The organism is Sphingobacterium hotanense, from assembly GCF_008274825.1.
GTDB lineage: Bacteria > Bacteroidota > Bacteroidia > Sphingobacteriales > Sphingobacteriaceae > Sphingobacterium > Sphingobacterium hotanense.
Genome location: NZ_CP030848.1, coordinates 1018125 through 1041571 on the forward strand (window position 1 = coordinate 1018125; position 23447 = coordinate 1041571).

The 23447-nt window shown below is 40.7% G+C and carries 21 protein-coding genes; 7 read left to right on the plus strand and 14 right to left on the minus strand.

Translation table 11 applies throughout. The features are described 5' to 3' along the window. The first annotated feature begins 6 nt into the window (after nt 1-6). The 3 genes from mnmD to DSM08_RS04235 all read left to right on the plus strand — a co-directional run bounded on the left by mnmD (nt 7) and on the right by DSM08_RS04235 (nt 3762). Nucleotides 7-684 (plus strand): tRNA (5-methylaminomethyl-2-thiouridine)(34)-methyltransferase MnmD, encoded by a 678-nt coding sequence (gene mnmD, locus DSM08_RS04225; RefSeq protein WP_149524988.1) that lies wholly within the window; start codon nt 7-9, stop codon nt 682-684. A 560-nt stretch (nt 685-1244) separates the two neighbouring features. Next, the gene (locus DSM08_RS04230; RefSeq protein ID WP_149524989.1) at nt 1245-2153 is read left to right on the plus strand and encodes a transposase; all 909 of its coding nucleotides are present in this window, start codon (nt 1245-1247) and stop codon (nt 2151-2153) included. A 160-nt stretch (nt 2154-2313) separates the two neighbouring features. Beyond that, nucleotides 2314-3762, plus strand: coding sequence for an IS1182 family transposase (locus DSM08_RS04235; RefSeq protein WP_149526622.1), 1449 nt, complete (start codon nt 2314-2316; stop codon nt 3760-3762). A gap of 240 nt (nt 3763-4002) precedes the next feature. Here the strand turns inward: DSM08_RS04235 and DSM08_RS04240 are convergent, their stop codons facing one another. The 3 genes from DSM08_RS04240 to DSM08_RS04250 are packed head-to-tail and all read right to left on the minus strand — an operon-like array spanning nt 4003 to nt 7040. After that, a complete protein-coding gene (locus tag DSM08_RS04240) occupies nt 4003-4503 on the minus strand; it encodes an FKBP-type peptidyl-prolyl cis-trans isomerase (protein ID WP_149524990.1) in 501 nt (166 codons plus the stop codon). Between the two features lie 20 nt (nt 4504-4523). After that, on the minus strand, nt 4524-6533 hold the full coding sequence (locus tag DSM08_RS04245; protein WP_149524991.1) for a thioredoxin domain-containing protein: 2010 nt from the start codon (nt 6531-6533) through the stop codon (nt 4524-4526). 21 nt (nt 6534-6554) lie between these two features. After that, complete coding sequence (locus DSM08_RS04250) at nt 6555-7040, minus strand: SixA phosphatase family protein (RefSeq protein WP_149524992.1); 486 nt, start codon at nt 7038-7040, stop codon at nt 6555-6557. A 375-nt stretch (nt 7041-7415) separates the two neighbouring features. Here DSM08_RS04250 and DSM08_RS04255 point away from each other — a divergent pair, with 375 nt between their 5' ends. From DSM08_RS04255 to DSM08_RS04270, 4 genes are read left to right on the plus strand one after another with little or no spacing between them, the layout of a single operon-like run. Then, nucleotides 7416-8597: a hypothetical protein gene (locus DSM08_RS04255; protein ID WP_246172452.1), complete on the plus strand. Its 1182-nt coding sequence runs from the start codon at nt 7416-7418 to the stop codon at nt 8595-8597. Between the two features lie 16 nt (nt 8598-8613). Further along, nucleotides 8614-9645 (plus strand): glycosyltransferase, encoded by a 1032-nt coding sequence (locus DSM08_RS04260; protein WP_187773972.1) that lies wholly within the window; start codon nt 8614-8616, stop codon nt 9643-9645. Beyond that, complete coding sequence (locus tag DSM08_RS04265) at nt 9642-10889, plus strand: glycosyltransferase (RefSeq protein ID WP_149524995.1); 1248 nt, start codon at nt 9642-9644, stop codon at nt 10887-10889. Before DSM08_RS04260 ends, DSM08_RS04265 begins: the two co-directional genes overlap by 4 nt. A gap of 5 nt (nt 10890-10894) precedes the next feature. Next, the gene (locus tag DSM08_RS04270) at nt 10895-12076 is read left to right on the plus strand and encodes a glycosyltransferase (protein ID WP_149524996.1); all 1182 of its coding nucleotides are present in this window, start codon (nt 10895-10897) and stop codon (nt 12074-12076) included. A gap of 22 nt (nt 12077-12098) precedes the next feature. On the opposite strand, the gene DSM08_RS04275 is transcribed toward DSM08_RS04270, so the two are convergent. The 11 genes from DSM08_RS04275 to DSM08_RS04325 all read right to left on the minus strand — a co-directional run bounded on the left by DSM08_RS04275 (nt 12099) and on the right by DSM08_RS04325 (nt 23447). Next, nucleotides 12099-12914, minus strand: a complete 816-nt coding sequence (locus tag DSM08_RS04275; RefSeq protein ID WP_149524997.1) for a glycosyltransferase family 2 protein — start codon at nt 12912-12914, stop codon at nt 12099-12101. 7 nt (nt 12915-12921) lie between these two features. Further along, the gene (locus DSM08_RS04280) at nt 12922-13728 is read right to left on the minus strand and encodes a glycosyltransferase family 2 protein (RefSeq protein ID WP_149524998.1); all 807 of its coding nucleotides are present in this window, start codon (nt 13726-13728) and stop codon (nt 12922-12924) included. A gap of 94 nt (nt 13729-13822) precedes the next feature. Then, nucleotides 13823-15061, minus strand: a complete 1239-nt coding sequence (locus DSM08_RS04285) for a glycosyltransferase (protein WP_149524999.1) — start codon at nt 15059-15061, stop codon at nt 13823-13825. Between the two features lie 50 nt (nt 15062-15111). Continuing rightward, on the minus strand, nt 15112-16134 hold the full coding sequence (locus DSM08_RS04290) for a glycosyltransferase family 9 protein (RefSeq protein WP_246172454.1): 1023 nt from the start codon (nt 16132-16134) through the stop codon (nt 15112-15114). An 8-nt stretch (nt 16135-16142) separates the two neighbouring features. After that, nucleotides 16143-16748: a DUF4254 domain-containing protein gene (locus DSM08_RS04295; protein WP_149525001.1), complete on the minus strand. Its 606-nt coding sequence runs from the start codon at nt 16746-16748 to the stop codon at nt 16143-16145. 179 nt (nt 16749-16927) lie between these two features. Beyond that, nucleotides 16928-18424: an NADH-quinone oxidoreductase subunit N gene (locus tag DSM08_RS04300; protein WP_149525002.1), complete on the minus strand. Its 1497-nt coding sequence runs from the start codon at nt 18422-18424 to the stop codon at nt 16928-16930. 9 nt (nt 18425-18433) lie between these two features. Next, entirely contained in the window at nt 18434-20038 is a 1605-nt protein-coding gene (locus tag DSM08_RS04305) for a complex I subunit 4 family protein (protein ID WP_149525003.1), read from the minus strand. Nucleotide 20039: 1 nt separating this feature from the next. Then, the gene (locus DSM08_RS04310) at nt 20040-22043 is read right to left on the minus strand and encodes an NADH-quinone oxidoreductase subunit 5 family protein (protein ID WP_149525004.1); all 2004 of its coding nucleotides are present in this window, start codon (nt 22041-22043) and stop codon (nt 20040-20042) included. Next, the gene (nuoK, locus tag DSM08_RS04315) at nt 22043-22348 is read right to left on the minus strand and encodes an NADH-quinone oxidoreductase subunit NuoK (protein WP_149525005.1); all 306 of its coding nucleotides are present in this window, start codon (nt 22346-22348) and stop codon (nt 22043-22045) included. Before nuoK ends, DSM08_RS04310 begins: the two co-directional genes overlap by 1 nt. Further along, nucleotides 22345-22887 carry an NADH-quinone oxidoreductase subunit J family protein gene (locus DSM08_RS04320; protein WP_149525006.1) on the minus strand — a complete coding sequence of 181 codons (543 nt, stop codon included), beginning with the start codon at nt 22885-22887 and terminating at the stop codon, nt 22345-22347. The genes nuoK and DSM08_RS04320 overlap by 4 nt, the downstream gene beginning before the upstream one ends. Beyond that, nucleotides 22887-23447, minus strand: coding sequence for a 4Fe-4S binding protein (locus DSM08_RS04325; protein ID WP_394344164.1), 561 nt, complete (start codon nt 23445-23447; stop codon nt 22887-22889). Before DSM08_RS04325 ends, DSM08_RS04320 begins: the two co-directional genes overlap by 1 nt.

The window sequence follows — 23447 nt, forward strand, 5'->3', positions numbered from 1 at the left end:
TACGTAATGGAATTTGTAAAAACAGACGATGGCTCCAAAACGCTTTACCAAGCGGAGGTGGGTGAACACTACCACTCTAAACATGGCGCACATCAGGAAAGTATACACGTTTTCTTGAACACCGGCTTACGCTTTTTCCTCGAAAAGGAACAAACAACCCAAGCATCCATTTTAGAAGTGGGCTTCGGGACAGGTTTAAATTTCTTATTAACAGCAGATTATTGCCGAAAATCAGAGATTACGCTAGATTACTGCGGTATCGAGGCTTATCCATTGCCCTTAAGTTTGATCAGTCAATCTGAATACAATCAATACATCGATGCCTCCCTCTGGGACGCGTTTCTTGACCATTATGAAGCTGCATTAATTGACAAAACAAACATTCTTCCCCATATTGATCTGCAAATCGCACATCAAAAGCTCATGGACTTCCATCCAGATCAACTTTTTGATGTGCTCTATTTCGATGCTTTCGCTGAAATCCACCAACCCGAAATGTGGACTGTAGAAGCATTAGCGCATGTCTGCCAATTTCTTAAACCCGGCGGCGTATTTGTCACCTACGCCATTACCGGTAACCTCAAAAGAGCGATGAAGTCTATAGGCTTTAGCATCGAAAAAGCACCCGGCGCGCCCGGAAAACGTGAAATGCTAAGGGCTGTGAAATTAGACAGTAGATATTAGACGTTAGATATTAGAGCGGAGTTGGTTATGGTAAGGATGGTATCTGCTATCTGACATTCGCAATTTAAACGCTAATCAAACCCAAATCAAACCCCTTCTGAAAGGGTTCTGCATTGGGTTTGTATTGGGTTTGTATTGGGTTTGAAAGGGCTTTAAGTAGTAGTTGTTGTATAGTAGTTAGTATTTAGTAGTTAGTATTTAGACCTATTGCGGCCAGACTATGGGCATTGAAGTGGATTTTCTGAACCAGGAAAGGAAGGATGCAAGGATGGGCAGGATCTTGTAGAAGGGTAATTTTCTGAACCAAGAAAGGAAGGATGAAAGGATGGGCAGGATCTTGTTAATCCTAAAATCCTTTTTTTCCTGGTTCAAAACAACCTTTCCCTTCTTACCTCAAAACAAGGATTCTAATATCCCACTATAGGTCTAAATACTAACTACTAATGCGAATTAAGGGTTGAAATATATTGGAAAAAGCTTCTTAAAAAGAGGGGTGAAAACTTGCATAAAAGCCTGATTATCAGTATATTTATAATGTTCCTTACGCATTATTAAACAACATGATCAATCAGGCCAGGGCTCTAAAATTAATAAAATTATACCAGTATGTTTGTGATAAATATGACAGTGAACTGCAATATTACTGTCAGCGATTTTCAAACAATAACAAACCTGACTTTACTGATCAGGAGGTTTTGACCATCTATTTATTCAGTGTGCACGAGGAACAGCGGCTAGGGATCAAGCAGATTCATAAATTCGCCTCGGATTATCTGATGGATTGGTTTCCCAAGCTAACTTCGTACGTAGCATTCAACACCCGTATCAACCGCCTTTTTGATGTTTTGAGGTCTCTCTGTCAGTCAGTTATAGAGGACTTTGCACCAGAGGAGTGCTCCAGAGAATTTTCCCTACTGGACTCTATGCCCATCATAACCTGCAGTGGGACTAGAAGGGCAAAGGTAGCTCTGGAGATAACGGATAAAAGCTTCTGCTCAACGAAGAGGCTTTGGTATTTTGGATTAAAGCTTCATGCGCTCAACAGCTATAACAAATCCACGCTGCCTCGTCCGGAAAGCATTGTAATAAGCAAGGCATCTGAAAGTGACCTGAACATATTTAAGGAGAATTGGGCATCCATCGCAGGTAGGACGTTCTTTGGTGACAAGATATACCGTGACGCCCCGTTCTTCGAGTGGTTTTATAAAGAAAAAAAATCAATTATGTATACTCCGATAAGGGAAACCCAAGGAAAACCAGATTGTTTAAAAAACAGGGATCGTGCTTATAATGACCTGTTTTCAAGAGCAGTATCTAAGGTAAGACAACCAATCGAATCCTTTTTTAATTGGATAAATGAAAAAACACAGATACAAAACGCAAGTAAGGTCAGATCTACCAAAGGACTATTAGTACATGTGTTCGGTAAATTAACAGCCTGTTTCATAAAGCCTATTTTCAACCCTTAATTCGCATTACTAAATACTAACTACTAAAAAAAGAGTTGCTCCGAAAGGAGGAGGGCACTGAAAAAGTCCCCTTAGAAAAAAAGGTTAAAAAAGGGAGTCGAAAACTACAGTTTTCTGCTCCCTTTTTCGTATTTTAAGGTAGGCTTTAATGGACATTAGGATGCTCTCTACCCAACAAAAAATACAGTTCAGTTCCTATTCAGGATTGTACGATATTATCGTACCAAAAGATAATCTACTTCGAAAAATCAACGATCTTATCGATTTCAGTTTTATCTATGACGAGCTTTTGGCTAAGTATTGCCAGACGAATGGCCGTACAGCGGAGAGCCCTATCAAGATGTTCAAATACCTTCTGTTAAAAACGATCTACACCGTTTCGGATGTAGATGTCGTTGAACGTTCCAGATATGATATGTCCTTCAAATATTTTCTTGAAATGGCACCAGAGGAGGATGTGATCAATTCAAGTTCGCTTACCAAATTCCGCAAACTACGATTAAAAGATATGGATCTGTTGAACCTGTTGATCAATAGGACCGTAACGATTGCTCTTGAAAAAGGCATTATAAAATCAAAGTCTATTATCGTAGACGCGACCCATACCGTTTCCAGATCGAATCCGCACACAGCATTGGCAGTACTCAGGGAACGCTCCAAACTATTAAGAAAAGCGATATATCAGATTGATGGGGAATACAAGAGGAATCTACCACAAAAGAATGAATCCAACGACCTGGATCAAGAGCTTGCTTATTGCAGGGAATTACAGAGGGTCCTTGATGAAGATCAATCTATCAGTGAAATACCGGCTGTGAAAGAAAAGCTGAATCTGTTGAAGGAAACCATTGAAGACACAAAAGAATACTATCTGCTCTCTAAGGATGATGAGGCCAGACTTGGACACAAGTCAGTGGACAGCAGTTTCTTTGGCTATAAAACACATCTGGCGATGACTGAGGAACGCATCATTACAGCAGCGGTCGTTACTACAGGCGAAAAAGGTGATGGCCCTGAACTACCTAGGTTATTAGAGATCAGCCAGCAGAATGGAATGCAAGTGGATACAATAATAGGTGATGCCGCGTATTCGGGAAAAGAAAATCTTCAGGTGGCAAAAGAACAAAACATTGATATCATCGCTAAATTAAATCCATCCATTACCCAAGGCTTTAGGAAAGATAAAGACAAGTTTGACTATAATAAAGATGCGGATATGTTTGTTTGTCCCGCAGGACATTTGGCCATCCGCAAGGCGCGTCAGGGAAAGAAGGAACAAGGTACAAATCAAACGGAGACCTATTACTTTGATGTGGAGAAATGTAAGGTCTGTCCTCTTAGGGAAGGATGTTACAAGCAAGGGGCCAGAACCAAATCCTATTCAGTCTCCATAAAATCCGAACTCCATAGGGAGCAGATGGCTTTCCAGCAAACCGATTATTATCGAAGCAAGTCTAAGCAAAGGTATAAGATCGAGGCCAAGAACAGTGAGCTCAAGAATGTCCATGGCTATGGCAGAGCTGATGCTTATGGAATCCATAATATGGAAATGCAGGGCGCAATGGCCATCTTCACCGTAAACCTGAAAAGAATCCTGAAATTGATATAAAAAGGTGAGATATTGCCTCAAAAAAGCCTAGATGGGATGCTAAAAACTCAAATAGCAAGTCCTAGTCGCTTACACCTTCAATAAGCTCATAAAAAACAAACTTCCAGAAACCCTTTGAACAAAAATGACCGAGTAGGGGAAAACCTATACTCAGTCATTTCTTTAAGTCTCATTAGAAAGTTGAGGCTTTTTCAGTGCCCTCGAAAGGAGCAACTCTTTTTTTTTAAATTTACTAACTACTTAGTGGGCTTCATTTCCGTCGATGCCATGTGCATGGCCGTGCGACAACTCGTCAGCAGTTGCTGGACGAGAAGCGATTACTTCGATGTCGAAGTTTAATTTTTTACCAGCCATTGGGTGGTTAAGGTCAGCAACTACCGTTTCTGGAGTTACTTCGATAACTACCGCGCGGAATTGGTTTCCTTGGTTATCTTGCAAAGGTATTACTTCACCAACAGGAGGAAGTCCAACTTCTTGGAACATTTCCGCTGGTAATTGTGCGATTGCTTTATCGTCACGCTCACCGTAAGCGTCATTTGGTTCTAATTCGAATGATGTTTTATCACCTGCGTTTAATCCAGCGATGTTTTCCTCAAATTTAGGAAGCATCATGCCTACACCATATAAAAATGTTAACGGATTGTCCGATGTTGTTTGCTCTACAAAGGTTTTTTCTCCATTTTCTTCAATTGTATGAAGAACGTAATTCAACGTTACTACGTTGTTGTTTTCTACTGCCATTGTACTTAGTTTATGGGGTACTAGCCCTGTTTATTATTTATTAATTCTATTATTTGGGCAATCGACGTTTGCGGAAGACTGCATGTTTTATTCTGGCAAAGGTATGCTTTTGATTCCATACCCGCTTTATGTTCTAACAAGGGTAGACTGCTTTTTGTTCCACCTAATGTTACTTTATTTGGAATATAATACTGGTCTAATTCCTCTCGCCACTCGGAAGCATCTGCTCCGGTAAGCGCTATTTCCCAAATTCCGTAGTGCAGTTCCAGTAATTGAATGGCCCAGTTTGAGTAGGCTGACCCATATGATTTAATGTGCGGAAATACATTTGCGAAAACCTGATCGGCTATTAGCGTATATTGTTCCTCATCGAACAAGATGCCTAACTTATACAATTGGCGTACCATTGTCGATACCGAACCCGGAATGACATTATCCATGATTTCACTTTTTCGTGCAATCAGTTCTTCCCCATGTGAGGAAGTGTAGAAAAATGTGCGTTCGTCTTTGTCGTAAAAAATGTTAATCGCTTGTTCTGTAAGTGTTTTTGCGCGGTTAATCCAAGTTTCATCAAATGTCGCTTCGTATAAACTGATGAAGGATTCAATGCTGAAACCATAGTCATCTAAGAATCCAGGAATACTTCGGTTGCTGTCAGCCGGTTGGTGCAGTAGTATGTCATTTTCATGACATTTTGTCCATATAAACTCCGCTGTTTGCTTCGCTAGGTTCAAATAATGATCATTTCTAAAGGTGCGGTAAGCATCTACGAGTCCTTTGATCATCAACGCATTCCAGGTCACAAGCTGCTTATGGTCTAAACCGGGTCGGATTCTCTGTTTGCGGTAATTCAGTAGAGTTTCTTTAATTGACTTTAGTTCTTCTTCCCATTCATATTCGCTGTAGCCAGCCTCGGCGATCAGTTGATTATCATCTGCGCTGAGGTAAGGAACGTTCGTTTGTTCTTCGGTCCAATTCCCGTTTTTGCTGATATGGAAGTAATTTCTTGCTAGGTCTGCTCGATCGCCGAGAATATCAAACTCATCATAATCGAAGCTATAGAATTTGCCTTCTATGCCCTCGCTGTCGGCATCTAATGCGCTGTAAAATCCGCCGTTAGGATCAAGCATTTCACGTTCGGCCCAAGCAATGGTTTCTTCTACTACACGCTTATAGAGGATAGTTGGCTTCTGCTGGTAGGCTTCACTATAAAGGCTTAGTAACTGCCCATTATCGTATAGCATCTTCTCGAAATGCGGAATATGCCAGCGGTTATCGACAGAATAGCGTGCGAAACCACCTCCAATTTGGTCGTAGATACCGCCATTTGCTATTTTTTCTAAGGTAAAGTGTACATGGTCTAATATTGCCTGATCTTTACTTAATGCGCCATATCTAAGGAGGAACGACCAATTGTTTGGCAGAGGAAACTTAGGAGTACGGCGATACCCCCCTTCATTTTGATCGAAGGTTTCTATCCAAGGGTCTACAATATTTAATAGGTCCTGCTTTGTATAGGCTTCTGGTATTTCCTGAATCGGTAGCTTTTCTGCTTGTTGTATGCCTTTTGTTAAGCGATCTGCATAGTCTAAGGCAACTTCTGGTGTTTCTTCCCACATTTTAGCAATCTGTAGGAGCACATTTTGCCAATCCTGCGGTTTAAAATAGGTGCCTCCATAAATAGGGCGGCCGTCCGGCAAACAGATACAGTTCAATGGCCATCCGCCGGCGTTTGTCATCAGTTGGACGGCTATCATGTAGATTTGATCGATGTCCGGTCGTTCTTCGCGGTCGACTTTGATCGATACGAAAAACTTGTTCATGGTTTGTGCGATGGCGTCGTTTTCAAAACTTTCGCGTTCCATCACATGACACCAATGGCATGCCGAATAGCCGACACTAATGATGATGAGTTTATTTTCTTCCTTTGCCTTTTTTAAAGCTTCCTCGCCCCAAGGGTACCATTGTACCGGGTTGTGGGCGTGTTGTTGTAGGTAAGGGGAGTTTTCGTTCTGCAGTTTGTTTGCCATAGAATACGAAGGTAGAGAATATTACTGAATTGTGTTCAGTAAGGTCGCTGTACCTCCTGCGAGTTCGGAGAAGTTAAAGTTGTCAGGTAAAGTTAATATGGCAACGTTGGAAGTCGCTAGGTCTACCTCCGCGTGACTGAGGTAGTTTGTTAGATTGGAAAGTCCTGGATTATGTCCGAAGACTAGCAGTTTATCAACCTTGTTAGGCATACCGTTTATGATTCGTAGGATATCGATGAAGTGTGCCTCATATATTTCTTTGGTTTCTTGAATGTCCGCTAAAGGATAGCCTAATATTTCACAAAAGATGTCTGCTGTTTGTTTTGCGCGATTGGCGGAGGAGCTGATAACGAGCGTATTGCTATCAATCTTTAGCTGTGTTGCCAGCTCGTTGGCAATTCTGATTGCTCTTTCTTTTCCTTTGGATATAATATTACGGTTATAGTCGTTTTTCAAAAGGCCATGATCTTCGGCTTTTGCGTGACGTATGAGATAGAGTGTTTTCATACCTAGTGTAATTCGCTGTTAATTGACTAGCTAATTTAAGGTTTTCTGGATTAAATGTGTGTTTCTAAATTGTTAATATTGAGGGGGATTCCGAGCATACCAAGTAGGACCTATATAGGTTTAACCTTAAAGCGATTCTTAACACTATATTTTTTACTTAAAATTGAAAAAATATCGCGAATCATATTTTCGTTGCTGTAAGCGGCAATTAGAAAAATATTTAAAAATCCTCTTAATGGCTGTTACGTTATAGAAGGAATTTACGTTATTTACAGTAGATTGTTTGTGAGCATTTATATGTTGTTTAATAAAACTGTGCTGCGTTTTGGCGCATTTACTTTAATTCTTTTTCTTACAGCTTGTGCTAGAGGAGAAATGGAGTTATTTCCCGAGGAAATTCCGGAAAAGGTAGGAAGAAAAGATTTTACTATTGATTTGCAAGTTAATATTTTTCCGCAGCAGGTAAATATTGATATGCTGGCAAATGGGAACTATCCAAGATATGTAAAACCAGAATTTATCAAGAATATCGGATATAACAATAGCAGCTATTGTCATCCTGATGTACAGTATTTTCCGGATGGTTTTCAAGGCTATAAGTATTGGATGGTTTTTACGCCTTATTTTGGCGCCATTGGAGGCGATCAATTGGCAAAGCGTTATGAAAACCCGACAATTGTTGTATCTAACGATGGCTTGAATTGGGTAGAACCTGCGGGAATTGTTAATCCGATTCAGGCATGCCCAGGTTATAAGGAGAGTTTTCGGGAGATGCAGGGGGAGCAGATTCAAGGATTTTGGTCCGATGTGGATTGGTTATTTGAAGGCGGGGAATTTCAACTGTATTATCGAGGGAGCTTTTTATCAGCAAAAGCTTTGTCAGCGCGCGGAGCAAAGAGTCAAAACAACCGCGCAAAATTGATAAAGAACGCGCGTAGAACCATCGTTCGTCAAACTTCGAGGGATGGCGTGCATTGGGATCCTTTAGAAGCTGTCATGTATTCTGATGTCCCTTATTCGCCGAAGAATAGTCATATGCTGTCACCATCCTTTCTCAAAGTTGGTGAAGGCTATGTTAGTTACGAGGTGGAGCTGAATTCGGGGAAGAAACACTTTAAGCAGGATAAGCCTTCTTTTGTTATACAGCGGAGTTCGACCAATGGACTTGATTTTAGTCGCTTTTCAAATAGTAAAATTGTTAACTTTATCAATGAGCCCTGGATCCGACAGAATCGCGATAATGGTCCCTGGCATTTACAAGCGAGCTATGTAGACGGTTTTTACTTTCTCTGTATCGCTGTGGGTGATGTGAAGAAGTACACTGCTGATCAATTGTATCTTGCTTTTTCGAACGATGGACTAAATTTTTACGTCTGTCCAAAACCTATTATTACAGAGGATGCCTACCGCTCTGCCATTTTTCCAAAAACTGTTGATGAGAAAGCCGTTCAGTTCGGAGCAATACTAGGTTATAAAACTGGTGTTTTCAAGTATGCGGAGATGAGTCTACAGTGGGCTCAAATGCAAGAGCTGATTGATAATAAGATGGATAGGTAAAAAGAATTAAGATATTTTGGAGAGAAACGATATTCTGATTTCAATAATTATCCCTGTTTATAACCGGGAAGCATTTATAGGACAAGCAATTGAAAGTGTTTTAGGACAGAGCGTTGTTGATTTCGAGCTTTGGGTGGTTGATGACGGAAGTAAGGATCGGACTTCGGATATTGTTCAGGGGTATGCGCAGCGTGATGCTAGAGTTAACTATGTTTATCAGGAAAATGCGGGTGTCTCGGTTGCTCGAAATGTAGGTCTGTCGCGTGCGGGCGGTAAGTACGTCTATTTCTTGGATTCGGATGATGCTTTGGATTTCGAATTTTTAAGAACTTCTATTGATGTGATTGAACGTTCCGCAGCAGATGTGGTGGTTGTGGGGCAGCCATATCAAGATCGACTACCTCATCCAACGGCTTTGCCGACCTGCGGGCAATTGTGGCGTCATGCGTTCTTAAAACAAAATAGCACTGTCCGTTTTCCAGTAGGAGTACAGCCTGGCGAAGATGGCCTATTTTCTCACTGTTTATTAGCAATGACAGACCGTATCGCCGCAAATCCAGCTGGTATTTATTATTATGGACGACATGAGGGGCAGAATCATCTTCTGATTAATCGCGATTGTGAGTCCGTATTGCAGCAGATGGATAAGTGGTTTACTTATTTGGATGATTTTTACAGCAGGGAATCCTTATTTGAGCGTCGTGCGTTACATTTAGCCAAATTTTTGGAGCATGAACCCTTTGAGCTCCGCTATTTGTTAATGCCATTCAACGCAGAACAAAAGGAACGAGTATTTCAGTCCGTACAGGATTTTTATAAGCGAAGAGTGGCTCCTTACCTACCTAAAGAGGAATTTGACAGTTTATCAGGTAGGTTTCAGTTATTTTTAGAAGCTAGTAGTGCGGAGGATTTCGATGAACAATACGAACGTTATAAGAGCCGCATCAATAATTCGATCAAGTGGAAGCTTAAGCTATTGAAGTTACTGCCGATTTCTTCTTGGAGAAGAAAGATAAGGCAACAATTATGGAAGAAAGAAATTAAATGAAAATAATATTTATACAGCATAATTCCTTTTTAAATGGGAACGGTGGGTCAGAGAAAATGTGTACTTTTTTAGCGAATAGCTTTTCAGAAAAGGGGCATGAGGTCAACATCGCCGTCAACCAAAAGGAGGGGGGCAGTCCCGTTTTTCCTTTGAATTCGGACATCAAGGTTGACAATATTTATAACGCTCGAGTCGATCAGATTGAGCTTCTACCCATTGTTAATTATTCGGGGAAAAACCCAATCGCCTGGTTAGTTGGAAAGATAAAAAAGAAATATACGAAACAGGTCAATAAGAATAAATGCCGAGCTTTCCCCGACGGGTATCAAGGGGTTTATAAGCATAACCTAAAGAAACGATCGGAGCAATGGTACGCGTATTTAAAGGCCGCAGAACCAGATTTGATTATAACGATGTCTACGGCTTCGCTATTGGAGATTACCTACGATAATACTTTGGATATCCCGATTATTAATTCTGTGAACGGGCGTCCGGATTATGATTATGAGGATGTATTTGGTCGAAGAGACCCCCTAGAAAAGAATCTGCTAAAGAATTCTTACTCGCGCTTAAGTGGAATTCAGATTTTATTGGATGATTATGATAAGTTTCTTCCGGATACGTTTAAGGGCAAGGTATTCGTAATCGGCAATCCATTCCCTGAGGTCGACACGACGGAACACGTGGATCATCAAATAGAAAAGAGTCAATACGTCATCTCCCATTTAGGACGTTTAGATAATGATTGTAAGCAGCAAACTCTAGCAATTGAAGCATTCCATCGTGCGTGTAGCGAGAATTCTGAATGGCGATTGGATTTGTGGGGTACTGGAGCAGATCGGGATATGATTCAACAGAAAATTGCTGAACTTGCTCTAGGTGATAAAGTAGCTCTTAAGGGCTTTTGCACCGATCCGATTGCTGTTTTAAAGAACGCAGATATATTTTTATTTCCGAGCCGGTATGAAGGTTTTCCTTTGGCATTAGGGGAAGCGATGTCTGTTGGCTTACCTGCTATTGGTCTGGGAAGTTGTTCGGGCGTAAATAAGCTTATTGTAGATGGAGAATCTGGTTACTTAGTTGAAAATGTAGAGGCGATGGCATTTCGGTTAAAACAGTTGATGAACAATTCGGCATTGAGGCAAGAAATGGGAAAGAGGGGGGTAGAGCTGATGCGCGCCTATACGCCGGCGTCAGTATTGGCGAAGTGGGATGAGTTGATAAATGAAATTGTAGAGCGATAGAACAGATGAACAAGAGAAAGATTTTGTATTTCATGACCGACAATCCGATGCGGTATAAGGCGGGAAATACGACGCGTTGCAATAAGATGTTGGACTACTTTAGCAGTAGATCTGACGTTTTTGATGTGGATTTTCTGACGCTTCAACCTTGGACAGAAGAGGAGATAGAGAAATTCAAATCGATTTATCCAACGATTAAACTGGATCTGTTTCGGCCAGGGAGCGAGTTTTCAAAGAAGGATAACTATACGAAATACTTCATTCACGAAAAATTACCTCGTTTGATTGGCAAGAAAAGAAATGCGAAAAAGTTGATCAGTCTGGTTACTCCTTTTGTTGAGAAGCAACTCCTCGAGCGATACGCAGATAGGCATTATGATGTCCTCATAGTAAGTTATGCTTATTGGGCTGAGCTTATAAAATTGATCCCAGCAACCTATAAGATAAACGATACGCATGATTTTCTCTCTGTTCAACATGCACCGCAAGAATCCAATGATTTCGCAGCAGTAGGTAAAATGTTTCAGGAGGAATTAAGCCTTTTGAATCCATTCGATGAAGTTTGGTCTTATTCAGTGGAGGAACGTTTTATTTTCGACCAATTCCTGAACACCAAGGTTAAATTAGTTCCGCTTTCTTTTGAAGACCGAACAGCAAAGGGGGAAATTGCTAAAGAATACGATATACTTTACGTCGCAAGCGATAATCATCATAATGTGACGAGCATGAATTGGTTTATGGAGCATGTATTACCGTCGTTAAAGAACAGAAAAGTAACGGTGGTAGGAAAGATTTGCGATGCTATTCCTGATCATTCTCAGATAACGAAACTTGGTCTTGTGGAGGATCTAGATAAAGAGTATTCGAAAGCCAGGATAACCATTTGCCCCATGCTTTCTGGTACTGGGGTAAAGATTAAGGTACTGGAGTCCCTGTCGTTTGGAATCCCAGTAGTCACGACAATGAGAGGGGTCGATGGACTCTTAAATAAGACGAATAACGGATGTTTGATTTCAGATAACCCTACGGAATTCGTGGATAATATTGAACTGCTATTAAATGATGACAAGGCTTATCAGATGCATCGTGCTGATGCGGTCCGATACTTTCAGCAACACCATCACCCATCGAAAGAATTAGATTTTCTGAACAGCAGTTTGTTGCAAAGCGATTCGAGTAGACGTTAATTAGTTTTTGCTGTTCCGAGCACTACTGTTTAACAATACCTTCTTTTGCCCACACCTTTTTTGTGTTTATGGTATCTTCTAATATTTTGTCGTTTTCAGGAAGGTTCTCCTTGTTGTTTTCTTTATGATATAAGTGATAAGCAACTGCTGCGAACTTTAAGAATCTTTTTTTGACCCCGGTGTTCATTAATCGAAATGCGAGTTCCGCATCTTCACTTCCCCAGCCCTGAATTGCTTCATTATAACCATTAACAGCGAGCAGGTCTTTCTTCCAAAAAGACATATTGCAACCTCTTAATATTCGAGGTTTATTTTTCTTATATCGATCAGCAAGGAATCGAGATAATATGCCTGAACGTAGGCTGTTCAAAATAAATGGCAACGGGAATTTATGCCTTTGAACTTTGATCGTAGACTTTTGCTCTAATAACTCTTGGCTTTGCTCTTTAGAAACCCAAACGCGACTTCCACACAGGAAATAATTCGGTTCTACCAGACTTAAATGATCTTTGATAAAATGAGGATCTAGTAAGATATCGCCATCGATCTGGATAATATATTCAGAGCTTGCAATCGCTATGGCTTTGTTTCGGATAACTGAAAGGCGAAAGCCCTCGTCTGGATGCCAAACATGGACGATGGGTACTGGAGATTCTTGCTTTAGTCGTTCAATTAGGCGCTTGGTAGGTTCTTTTGAACCATCATCAGCAATAAGGATTTCATCTGGCAGACGGTCTTGCGCCCATACTGTCTGTACACAGCGCTCTAGCGCTTCGGGCCAATTGTATGTGGAGATTAGTATACTAACCGTTTTGGGTTTATCTGATGATATACTCATATTTGGTTTAAAGATATTGATTTAAACCTGCATTTATCCAAGTGATCTGATTTTTTAGCGTCGCTTCCATGATCTCTTTATTGCGCTCTTCTTGTTGATTATTCTTCTTTTCGGGATGGTAGAGGTGGTAAACGATTGCTGCAAACTTGATTACAGATTTCTGAACACCCGTATTCATCAATCGTAGGGTAAGGTCGCTATCTTCATGTCCCCAGCCCTCATAAGACTCATTATAGCCATTAACAGCGTAGATATCCTTCTTCCAAAAAGACATGTTCGCTCCTCGTGCATAATAAACAGGATATTTGTTTTTGTAACGATTTAAAAGATAATTGGAGAGCAGAGGAAATCGTATGCCGTTCTCTATTCGCTTATTATTATGTCCAAGAAGTTGTGGATTGGTATTAACCTTTTCGATGAGTTCTTTCGAATAAGCGTCGCTCAGCATAACACGGCTGCCTTGAAGCAAATAATTCGGGCGAGCGGCCTTAAGATGATCACTGATAAAGTCGGGGTGTAGAAAAACATCACCGTCGATTTGAATAATGTATTCGTATTGTACCTTAGCGAAACATTTATTCAGGATAATGGTTTTCCTGAATCCTTTATCTTCTTGCCATAAATGAGTTATTGGCACTGGATAATCTTTTTTTATTTTGTCAATCAGCTGGCGAGTTTCTTCCGTAGACCCATCGTCTGCAATAATGATCTCATTGGGTAGGACACGTTGTTTCCGTATGCTCAATAAGCATAAATTTAGTGCTTCAGGCCAATTGTAGGTGGCAATAATTAATGAGCATTTGTTGTCCGACATATTTCGCAAATAGAATAGGTCCCCAATTATAGAAATAATTAGTTAGTTGTTAAAAAAATAGATTTGATTTTTTTGAGGAATTAATAACAACTTTCTATATGGTGCTGATTAGATGTTTTATACGGCCCATAATAATTGGCCAAGAATAATGTTCATCGACGTAGTTCTTTGCTTTGATTTCCGACTCCTCGTTAAGTTCTGGATGTTCCAGGTGCTTTCTAATTTTCTCTTGGAAGTCTTTTTCATTCCCGTAGGGCTCAGCAGCATAGTCGCTACGGATTGCATGGCCAACCATAACATCCGACTTTTTGTTTACCAGTACAGTTTTTCCAAGCTTCATAGCTTCCAATAACAACAATGATAGGCTTTCATTTCTTGATGGATTGATAATAAGCGTGGCATTTTTTACCAATGCTATTTTCTCCTCGTCCGTTACAAAGCCTGTATAGATAATGTCCGGATGCTCCACCTTGTCCTGAAATAATCTCCCTGTTAACACCAATTTTAAATTGGACGGAAATTTTTCCTTATATCGGATAAACCAAGGGATCAATTTGTCCATTTTCGAGTTACAGATGCGGCCGAAATAATGTAAATAGCGTTCAGGTAGGGTGAATTTTTTCTGTATCTCAGTCTTTGATATCGAGTTTTCAAATTCAGTCTCTATACCAACTGCGAGAATGCTGCTTTCAGACATCTTATTACCAAAGATCTTTCGTGCCAGATTCCGCTCTTCTTCCGTATTAAATCCAATATGCTTTACGCTGGTAAATACATGAGTCTGGATGGAACGAAATATATCACCTTCATTATGTACTGTAGGAATCAAGATTGTTTTTTCCGGGGCAATACGCGAACCAAATATAGTATGTGGATAAACATAAGACATCAGGATGATAGCTTTATAGGAATCTTTATTTGCTTCCAAATAATTCAACAAATCTGGGGAATAAAAACCATGGGTCTTTAGGAGCATCTCCTCGTTTTTAATTCCCATATCCCAAATAGGATTCATATTGGCGGCTGTTTCTAATAAGCCCATGCGAAATAAGTTGCGGCGCACTTTGCGAGGAAACTTAGTCTTCTTTCGCCACTTGCCATGTTCCTCAGCAGAATAATCTATACAATCAAACCGTAGTACATTGACACCGTTTATTGTTTCTTGATTGTTCTTGTAATAAGGTTCGAAGGTGTGATAGTTTATTGTTTTTGTCGTTAGAATATCCACTTGGAAATCACCTACCAAACGCTCTGCGAGCATTTTGCAATGATATTCTGCCCCTCCATTCACTTCCTTGCCGTACTGACAGACTAAAAAACAAATTTTATCCATATACTATTTTATCCTTTTGGTAAGCATAACGTATGAACCATATGTTATCGCTACAGCGTAAAGATAGTTTTTTTAACTTTAACAATAATCATTTCAACTGTTACTAAGTCGATCGCTTCTATTCCATCGCAATTGCATGGTATATTTCCATAAACCGAGCTTGGACGGTTCGGATGTTCGACCTGAATGCAATCATCGATGGATTGTCCGTATCCAATGAAGCCCGCATAGGGATGAGTCGCCCCCCAGATCGAAAGGCTTCTAGTACCCGCTAAGGATGCCATATGCATACCTGAGCTATCCATGCTCAGCATCAAATCGAGGTTGGAGATAATGTCAAGTTCTTCTCGAAGACTGAATTTTCCAATCGTATTAAAGACGTGCTGATATTTTTTAGCCCATTCATCCACGATTTCCTTTTCTTTCTTTCCACCTCCGAACACCAGTATTTGTACATTATCATCGGATAGCCCAGCGATGACCTCTTCCATGCGTTCCAAGGCGAAGACTTTATAAGGATGCTGTGCAAACGGAGCAATACCTAAAAACCTCTTCCCTCCGACAAACAGCGTCTGTATGTTTTTCGGTAATGCGACAGGCTCTTTTCTCAGCTGATGCGTTAATTCCAATGTGTATCCCAATGACCGCAATACATCTCCATAACGCTCAGTTGTTAACTTTAATTGCTTTTTGACCTTATTTATTGATCTCGTTAATGCTTTTTTTTCTTTTCTTCCTTTGTCGATCGTCTGGACTTTGTATCCCGAAAGACGGAAGAATGTGCTTAAAATATTCGAACGGATGTTGTCGTGTAGATCGGCCAATGCTGTTGGTTTGTAAGCACGGAGCTCCTTGAAAAGCTGATACAATCCAATTATTCCCTTATGTTGTTTATCAGGGTAAATTGGATGAAATAAAATTCTTGGAATTCCTTCGAAAAAGGGAGCAAAGAATGCTCTTGAAACCATAATGATTTCAACATCCGCATGTTGCTCTTGAAATTCACGGAGCACAGTGGCGACCATGGCTACATCTCCCATTGCGGAAAAACGAGTAACGAGGATGCGCTTCATTAGAGATACTATTTTTTAACGCCGTAGAGTACCGGATTCAAGTTGGGGTCATTGTACATCTTCATCTGCTTATACACTTTCATGTATTTATTGCCCGACTCAATGTCTGATAATAACTCGTCTATACTTTTAGAAAGGTCTTTTCTTTGTTCTAACAGGATATTAAGTTTTGTTTGGCAAGATTCCAGATGAGCATGTGAAACATCCTCTCGTTTTGTCTCTTGCGCCATATGATATATTTTAAGCGCTAGGATCGACAATCTGTCAATAGCCCATGCTGGACTCTCCGTATTTACTTTAGCCCCAGCAAGCGGAGTAACGCCTTCAAATTTCTGAAGATAATAGCCATCAATATATTCCACCATATCCGTACGTTCCTGATTTTGACGATCAATTCTACGCTTCCAGTACAATCCCTCGCGAGGATCAATTTCCGGATTTCGTACCACATCTTCCATATGCCACTGTGCGGTGTCAATCCAACATTTCAAATATAATAGATGTTCTAGACTTGAAGAATCATATGGATTCTCTACAGGATGATCGATAGCGTCGTGGACGTGATAGTCTGCAATTACTTGATCAAAAATACGGTTGGCTAATTCGCTAATCATACACAAAACTACATAATAAAAACATGTTTTATCATTTCATTTACTTAAAATGAACAAAAGATGTTTATTTCGTAAAAACTTTGATGTTTCCATAGAACATCAATAGCGAATAAAGTTCTCGATGTACATTGAAAACAGATAATTCACAGAAAAATGCGTGGCTCGTTTAACTGCCCTACTTATTGTTGAAAGAAATTGATAATTATTGTTGGGAAGATTCCGAATAAAAGCAGCAGGAGCGCTAGTACTACTGCAATGACATAGGTTGCAGTTATCGTCGGCCCCCCAAGTGATTCATTTTCAGATTTATGCTTTAAGAAGGCAAATAAAGGTATTTTGAAATAATAAAATAGGGAAATGACCGAGGTCAATGCTCCGATGATTAATAGCCATAAATGCGTCGCTTCTTCATTCTGTTGGAAGATTTCAAAAATAGAAGAAAACACAAGCAATTTCCCGATGAACCCTGCTGTAGGGGGAAGTCCGACTAATGAAATCCCGACAATGCTAAATAATGTAAAGATGATAGGCATACGTTTTCCCATCCCGGTATAGTCAGAGAATTCGTTGGCAGCATATTTTTGCTCAAGTATATCAATAAAGCCGAAGGCGGCAAGGTTCATCAATGTGTATACAAATAAATAAAACAGGAGGGTATCTTGATGCCCGCCCATATATCCAACGACCGCCATCAAGAGAAAGCCCGTATGGCCAATTGACGAGTAGGCCATCATTCGTTTCACATTGTACTGGCGTAGTGCAATCAAATTTCCCGCTAACATACTTACGATAGCTACAATCGTTAAAAATAGAACGAAGATATCGGAGAAATAAAATAAAGTCGTTCCATAGGATGCTGCTAATCTTGCAAAGAGCACGATAGCGGCGATCTTTGGAACGGTGGATAGGAAAGCCGTTATCGGAGTTGGGGCACCTTCATAAACATCAGGTGTCCAAAGATGAAATGGCACAAAACTTAGTTTAAATCCGATACCAGTCAACATAAAGAGAATGGCAATACTGCTCATCACTTTAGGCGAGTCGATTAAGCCTTGAATATGTCGGGTATCCGCAAAATCGAGTACTCCCGTAAAGCCGTAGAGCAGCGATAAGCCGTAGAGCATAATTGCAGCACAAGCAGAACCGAATAACGCATATTTCATGGCGGCTTCCGTTTGCTTTTTATCCTCCGCAAAATAGCCGACTAGGATATAGGAGGATATGGACACCATTTCTATAGCGATAAAAGCTAATAACCAATTGCTGGTCATCACCAAGATCAGTAAGCCAATGGATGATCCTATCAAAATACTATACAAATCACCCTTACGCTTTTTCGTCTCGCGCTTTTCAAAATGCTGCCGTATCATAACAGCAGATACAAGAAGCCCAATCAGGATTAGCGTCTTGGAGAGCAATGCCATGTTATCAATCTGTAGCATGCCAAAGAACCCAGTTCCTAAGTCCTCATATTGAAGGAAACTGCATATCAATGCCGCTATCAGTGTTAGAATCGCAATGCTAAATGAGCTGTCTTTCCATTTCCGATCGAAAAATAAGCTGCTAAAAACACATAATAAAAATCCAATAGCTAGAATAAGCTCTGTTTTGAAGAACCCTACAGACGCTAGAATCGAATCAATAAAGTGGGTGATATGTGGCGTAAAATCATTCATTACCCAAGCCTAGAAATAATTAGAGACTATGTTCAACAAACTAATTACCGAGCTATTCAATGGATCGAATACTAGAGATGGCATAACACCTAACATCAGTGCTAATGCCAAAGCCGGGAATAGGATCAACTGTTCTCTAATTGTTAGATCTTTAAGAGATACCGCCCATTCTTCGCCTCCTTTCAATCTTGTTTCACCAAAGAACATACGTTGTAAAGTCCAAAGGAAATAGGCTGCAGATAATAGAATACCTAGAGAACCGAAGATTGCCATCCAACGAGGGATGCCAGTACCGACGCTTTCTGCGTTAAATGTTCCGATGATTACAAATGCTTCTCCGATGAAGGCAGAGAATCCAGGAAGCCCTAAAGAGGCAAAGAATGCAATAGCAACATAGGCTGTGTACTTAGGCATTATGTTCGCTAGACCTCGGAAGTTGTAGATAAATCGATCATGTACGCGGTCGTAAAGTACACCAACTAAGAAGAAAAGGGCCGCAGATAAGAACCCATGGCTTAACATTTGGAACATTGCACCAGAGATACTCTCTGCTGTTAATGATGCTATTCCTAACAAAACGAATCCCATATGGGAAACCGAAGAATAGGCTATCATGCGCTTTAAATCGGTCTGAGCTAATGCATTGAAAGCTCCGTATAGGATGGAAATAATTCCAATCAAAGCTAACCACCAGTTCGCCTCTGCGGCTGCATCTGGGAAAATACCTATACAGATACGAATTATCCCATAACCCCCGATCTTTAATAGAATACCTGCTAGTATGATCGAAACAGGAGTAGGCGCTTCAACGTGAGCATCGGGTAACCAGGTATGCAACGGAACAATCGGTATCTTAATAGCAAAAGCTACGAACAGGACGATAAACCCAATCATACGCGCAGGGATACCAAAGACCTCATAGCTGTTTGCCAGATAGTCGAAAAACGATCCATTCACATAATTCTCCGGGTTCATCATGTAAAGGATGTTGAACGTATGTGCACCGGTATGAGGATTGACTACAGAGAAATATAAGCCTACAATAATCAATAGCATGAATACCGATCCAAAGAGCGTATATAAAAAGAATTTAATAGCTGCGTATTCTCTGCGTGCGCCACCCCAGATGCCGATTAAGAAGTACAATGGCAATAACATCACTTCGTAGAATACGTAGAAAAGAAATAGATCTAACGAGCAGAAAATTCCCATAATAGCCGTATTCAACAGCATTAACAACGCGAAATAGCCTTTGACACTTTTACTGATGTTCCACGAGGCACCTACTGCCATCAGCATGACAAAAGCACTTAAAACAAGTAAGGGTAAAGAAAACCCATCGACACCTAGGAAATAGTCAATCTCCAGTTTTCCAATCGAACCTAAGTCTAGTCGAATCCAAGGCAATTGCTCTACAAATTGATAGCCCGATAGCTGATTGAACCCGGCTATATTCGGATTATACTGACTATATAAATAGCCCGAAACACCTAGCTGAATAAAGGTGATCAACAGCGCAATATATTTATAGCTTTGATTGAAGCGGCTTGGTAGAACCAAGATACCAGCCAGAGCTATGATCGGAAGGAAAATAAGTAAGGATAATAGTCCCATCTTATGTCAATATCAAATAAATTATTCCAATTAATAAAACCGTAAAAGCAAAACCCAAGTAGTTCTGCAGGCGACCATTCTGAACCCACCTCAATAAATGCCCGAAGTAATAAGTCGTACCACCGAGCGTATTGATAAGTCCATCGACAATGTATTTATCGATCCAGGCTGCAACGCGGCTGATTCCCTTTGCCAACGTTCCAAGCTGATTCACTATGCCGTCTATGATGTTGCGATCGAACCAATAGAGTCCTTTGCTTAAATTCACTGTCCCTGCAACAATGGTTCTTGTATAAAACTGATTCAAATAAGCCTGATTTAAAGAAAATGCAATTCCTTTTGATGCAGCATTTAACGGATAGGATCCTTTAACATACCATCGCCAAGCGATGATCCACATGAAACAGCTCGCCAAAGTCAATCCGATGGGGATCAAAAGATGTAAAGTATGGACCTCTTCGAAACTGTAATCAACATAGAAACCTTGAAATACATTGGCATCGTGGTAGGAGATAGGATTGAAAGAAAAAACGAAAAACAGCGAACAAATACCTAGAAATGCCATTGGCAATAACATCGTCTTGTTCGCGTCCTGAATATTGCTGGGAGATAAGGGAAGCTTAAACTCTCCAAAAAACACCTTAAATATTAGTCGCCCAATGTAGAATGCTGTCAGCACACTAACAATCGTTAGTAGCATCGGAATAAGAATAGATGCGCCGCCCTTGCTAATTGCCCACTCATAGGACGATATCAAGATTGCATCTTTCGAAAGAAAGCCTGATGTCAAAGGGAAACCCGCCAATGCAAGCGAGGCAATTGCCATTAGCACAAAGGTCTTCGGCATTTGCTTCCTTAGCCCGCCCATATTATTGATGTTTTGTGGGTCAAAGTCTAGATGATGATCATGCTTCAAATGGGCCATTTCATGTATTACTGCGCCAGCACCTAAGAAAAGAAGACACTTGAAGAAAGCATGCGTCACTAAATGGAACATCGCAGCATCCCAAGCGCCTACACCAATAGCGACCATCATGAATCCCAGTTGCGAAATCGTTGAAAATGCTAAGATTTTCTTAATGTCAGTTTGCGCTAGAGCAAAGTACGCCGCGCTAGCAGCTGTCGTCACTCCGATAATAGCGATAATCAACAAAACAGTATCGTTAAACAGTGGGAAAACACTGCTAAGCAAGAAGATTCCCGCTGCAACCATCGTGGCAGCGTGTATTAAGGATGATACCGCCGTTGGGCCTTCCATCGCATCAGGAAGCCATACATGCAGTGGAAACTGTGCTGATTTAGCCATGGCTCCAATAAAGAACCCGATTCCCGCCAATGTTAATAAGCCCGAATTCTCTGAAGCTACGCTATAAAATCGGCCTTCTTTACCAAATAATTCAACAAGGTCCAGACTGCCATAAACACTGAAAACCGTCGCAATGCCGATTAGGAAACCTAAATCCCCTATACGGTTCACGATAAAGGCCTTTTTATTCGCCTGTACCGCGCTCTCTTTAGTAAACCAAAACCCTATCAGGAGGTAGGATGCAAAACCTACGAGCTCCCAAAAGATGTACATCATAAAGAGATTCTTCGAAATACATAGGCCCAACATGGCGAAACAGAACAAACTTAAATACATCCAATAGCGATGTATGCCCGGGTCACCTTTCATATATGCCCGAGAATAGATATGAACGGGAAGCGCAATAACGCAGATCAACAGTTGCATGAGGACCGTCAGGTTATTGAGTAATACTCCAACGGTAAACGTGTTTATTCCTATTGTGAACCAAGGTTGTGTAGCACTACGGGGTATTGATTGCCAAACTTCAGCAAATACACATACCATACTAATGACCGTGCTTAAGCAGATCGCAATTAAAGATATATTGCCCGATGTTGAACGTTTGCCCAAAAGCGCCTGAATCAAGAATGCGATAAAGGGCAAAGCAACCACTACAATAGCGGCAAAAACAGGCGATATTTGTTCTACTGCTACCATTAATCTCTTAAGTCAGTGATATTATCCGGGTTAATTGTTTTATATTTTCGGTAGACGTTGAGAATAATCGCCAAGCCGACAGCTACAGCTGCTGCAGCCAATACAATTGCAAATAGAGCAAATACTTGTCCTCCGTAGTTCACCTTATCGTATCGTCCGAACGCTACGAAGTTGAGAATCGCTGCATTGATGATCAGCTCAATACCGATTAGCACCATAATTGCATTTCTTTTAGAAACCATGGCATAAAGACCGATACAGAATAGTATGGCCGAAACGACTAAAAAATGAGTCAACGTGATCAAGCGTTTTCCTCCTTTCTAGATAAGTGGGCTGCACCGATTAGAGCAACCAATAAAAAGATGGAAATAACTTCAAATGGAAGCAGATACTTCGTCATAAAATGCACCCCCAAATGTTGTATATTATTATCCGACGACTGGATTACCTCTCCAGAACGGATGTTTTCTGTTATCCACATCGGTGTATGCTCATGCCATTCCCAAATGCCGTAAGCAAGCACGGCGAAGAATCCCACCGCTAATAGCAGCGATTGCCAGTTAGGCAGAGATAGAAATTTGCTGCTGGTATTTTGTAGGTCAGCGAGCAATTCCTTGTTGGAAAGCATAAAGGCAAATATCATTAGGATCAATACACCGCCCACATACACCAATATTTGCGTGATAGCGACAAAATCTGCTAATGCGAATAGGAATAGGCCCGCCATCGCAAATAAAACCACGAAAAATAAAAAGAGCGCTCTTGTCGTATTTTTTAAACTAACGACCATTAAGGCCGAACCGATTGCCAAAACCGCGAACGCGTAGAAAATTGCTAATTCCATTATTTTGTTTTGGCCGCCTCCTTCTCAGCTTGAAACTTGGTCCATTCCGCTTTTCTATCAACAATCTCTTGTTCGCTCATCTCCGCGAAGCCATATATTAAGTCTGTTAATTTAGACGTGCTCTTATCGTATTGGTTGGTCATCGTGATGCATTCAGTCGGACATACCACAGTACATAACCCGCAATACATACATTTCGCCATATCGATATCAAACTGCGCTGCATATAGTCTCTTCACGCTGCCATCCGATGTTTTCCCGATCGCCTCAGTTGCTTTAATTGATTCTATCGTAATGCAATCCACAGGACAGGCTTTTGCACATAAGTCACATACAATACAATCGTCTATTTCTACGTCCAGTTGATAGCGCGCAACTTCAGGGATAGGCATCTTTTCCTTCGGAAACTGAACGGTCGTCACGCCATCCTGCCGCTCAAAGTAATTCGGGTCCTTAATATCTTTGCTGCGACGAGCGGTGCGCGCAGCAAAAAGATGCTTAATCGTAAGCATAAGCCCCTTTACAGCCGTTAATAATCCTTGTATGGTCGTTTTTAATAT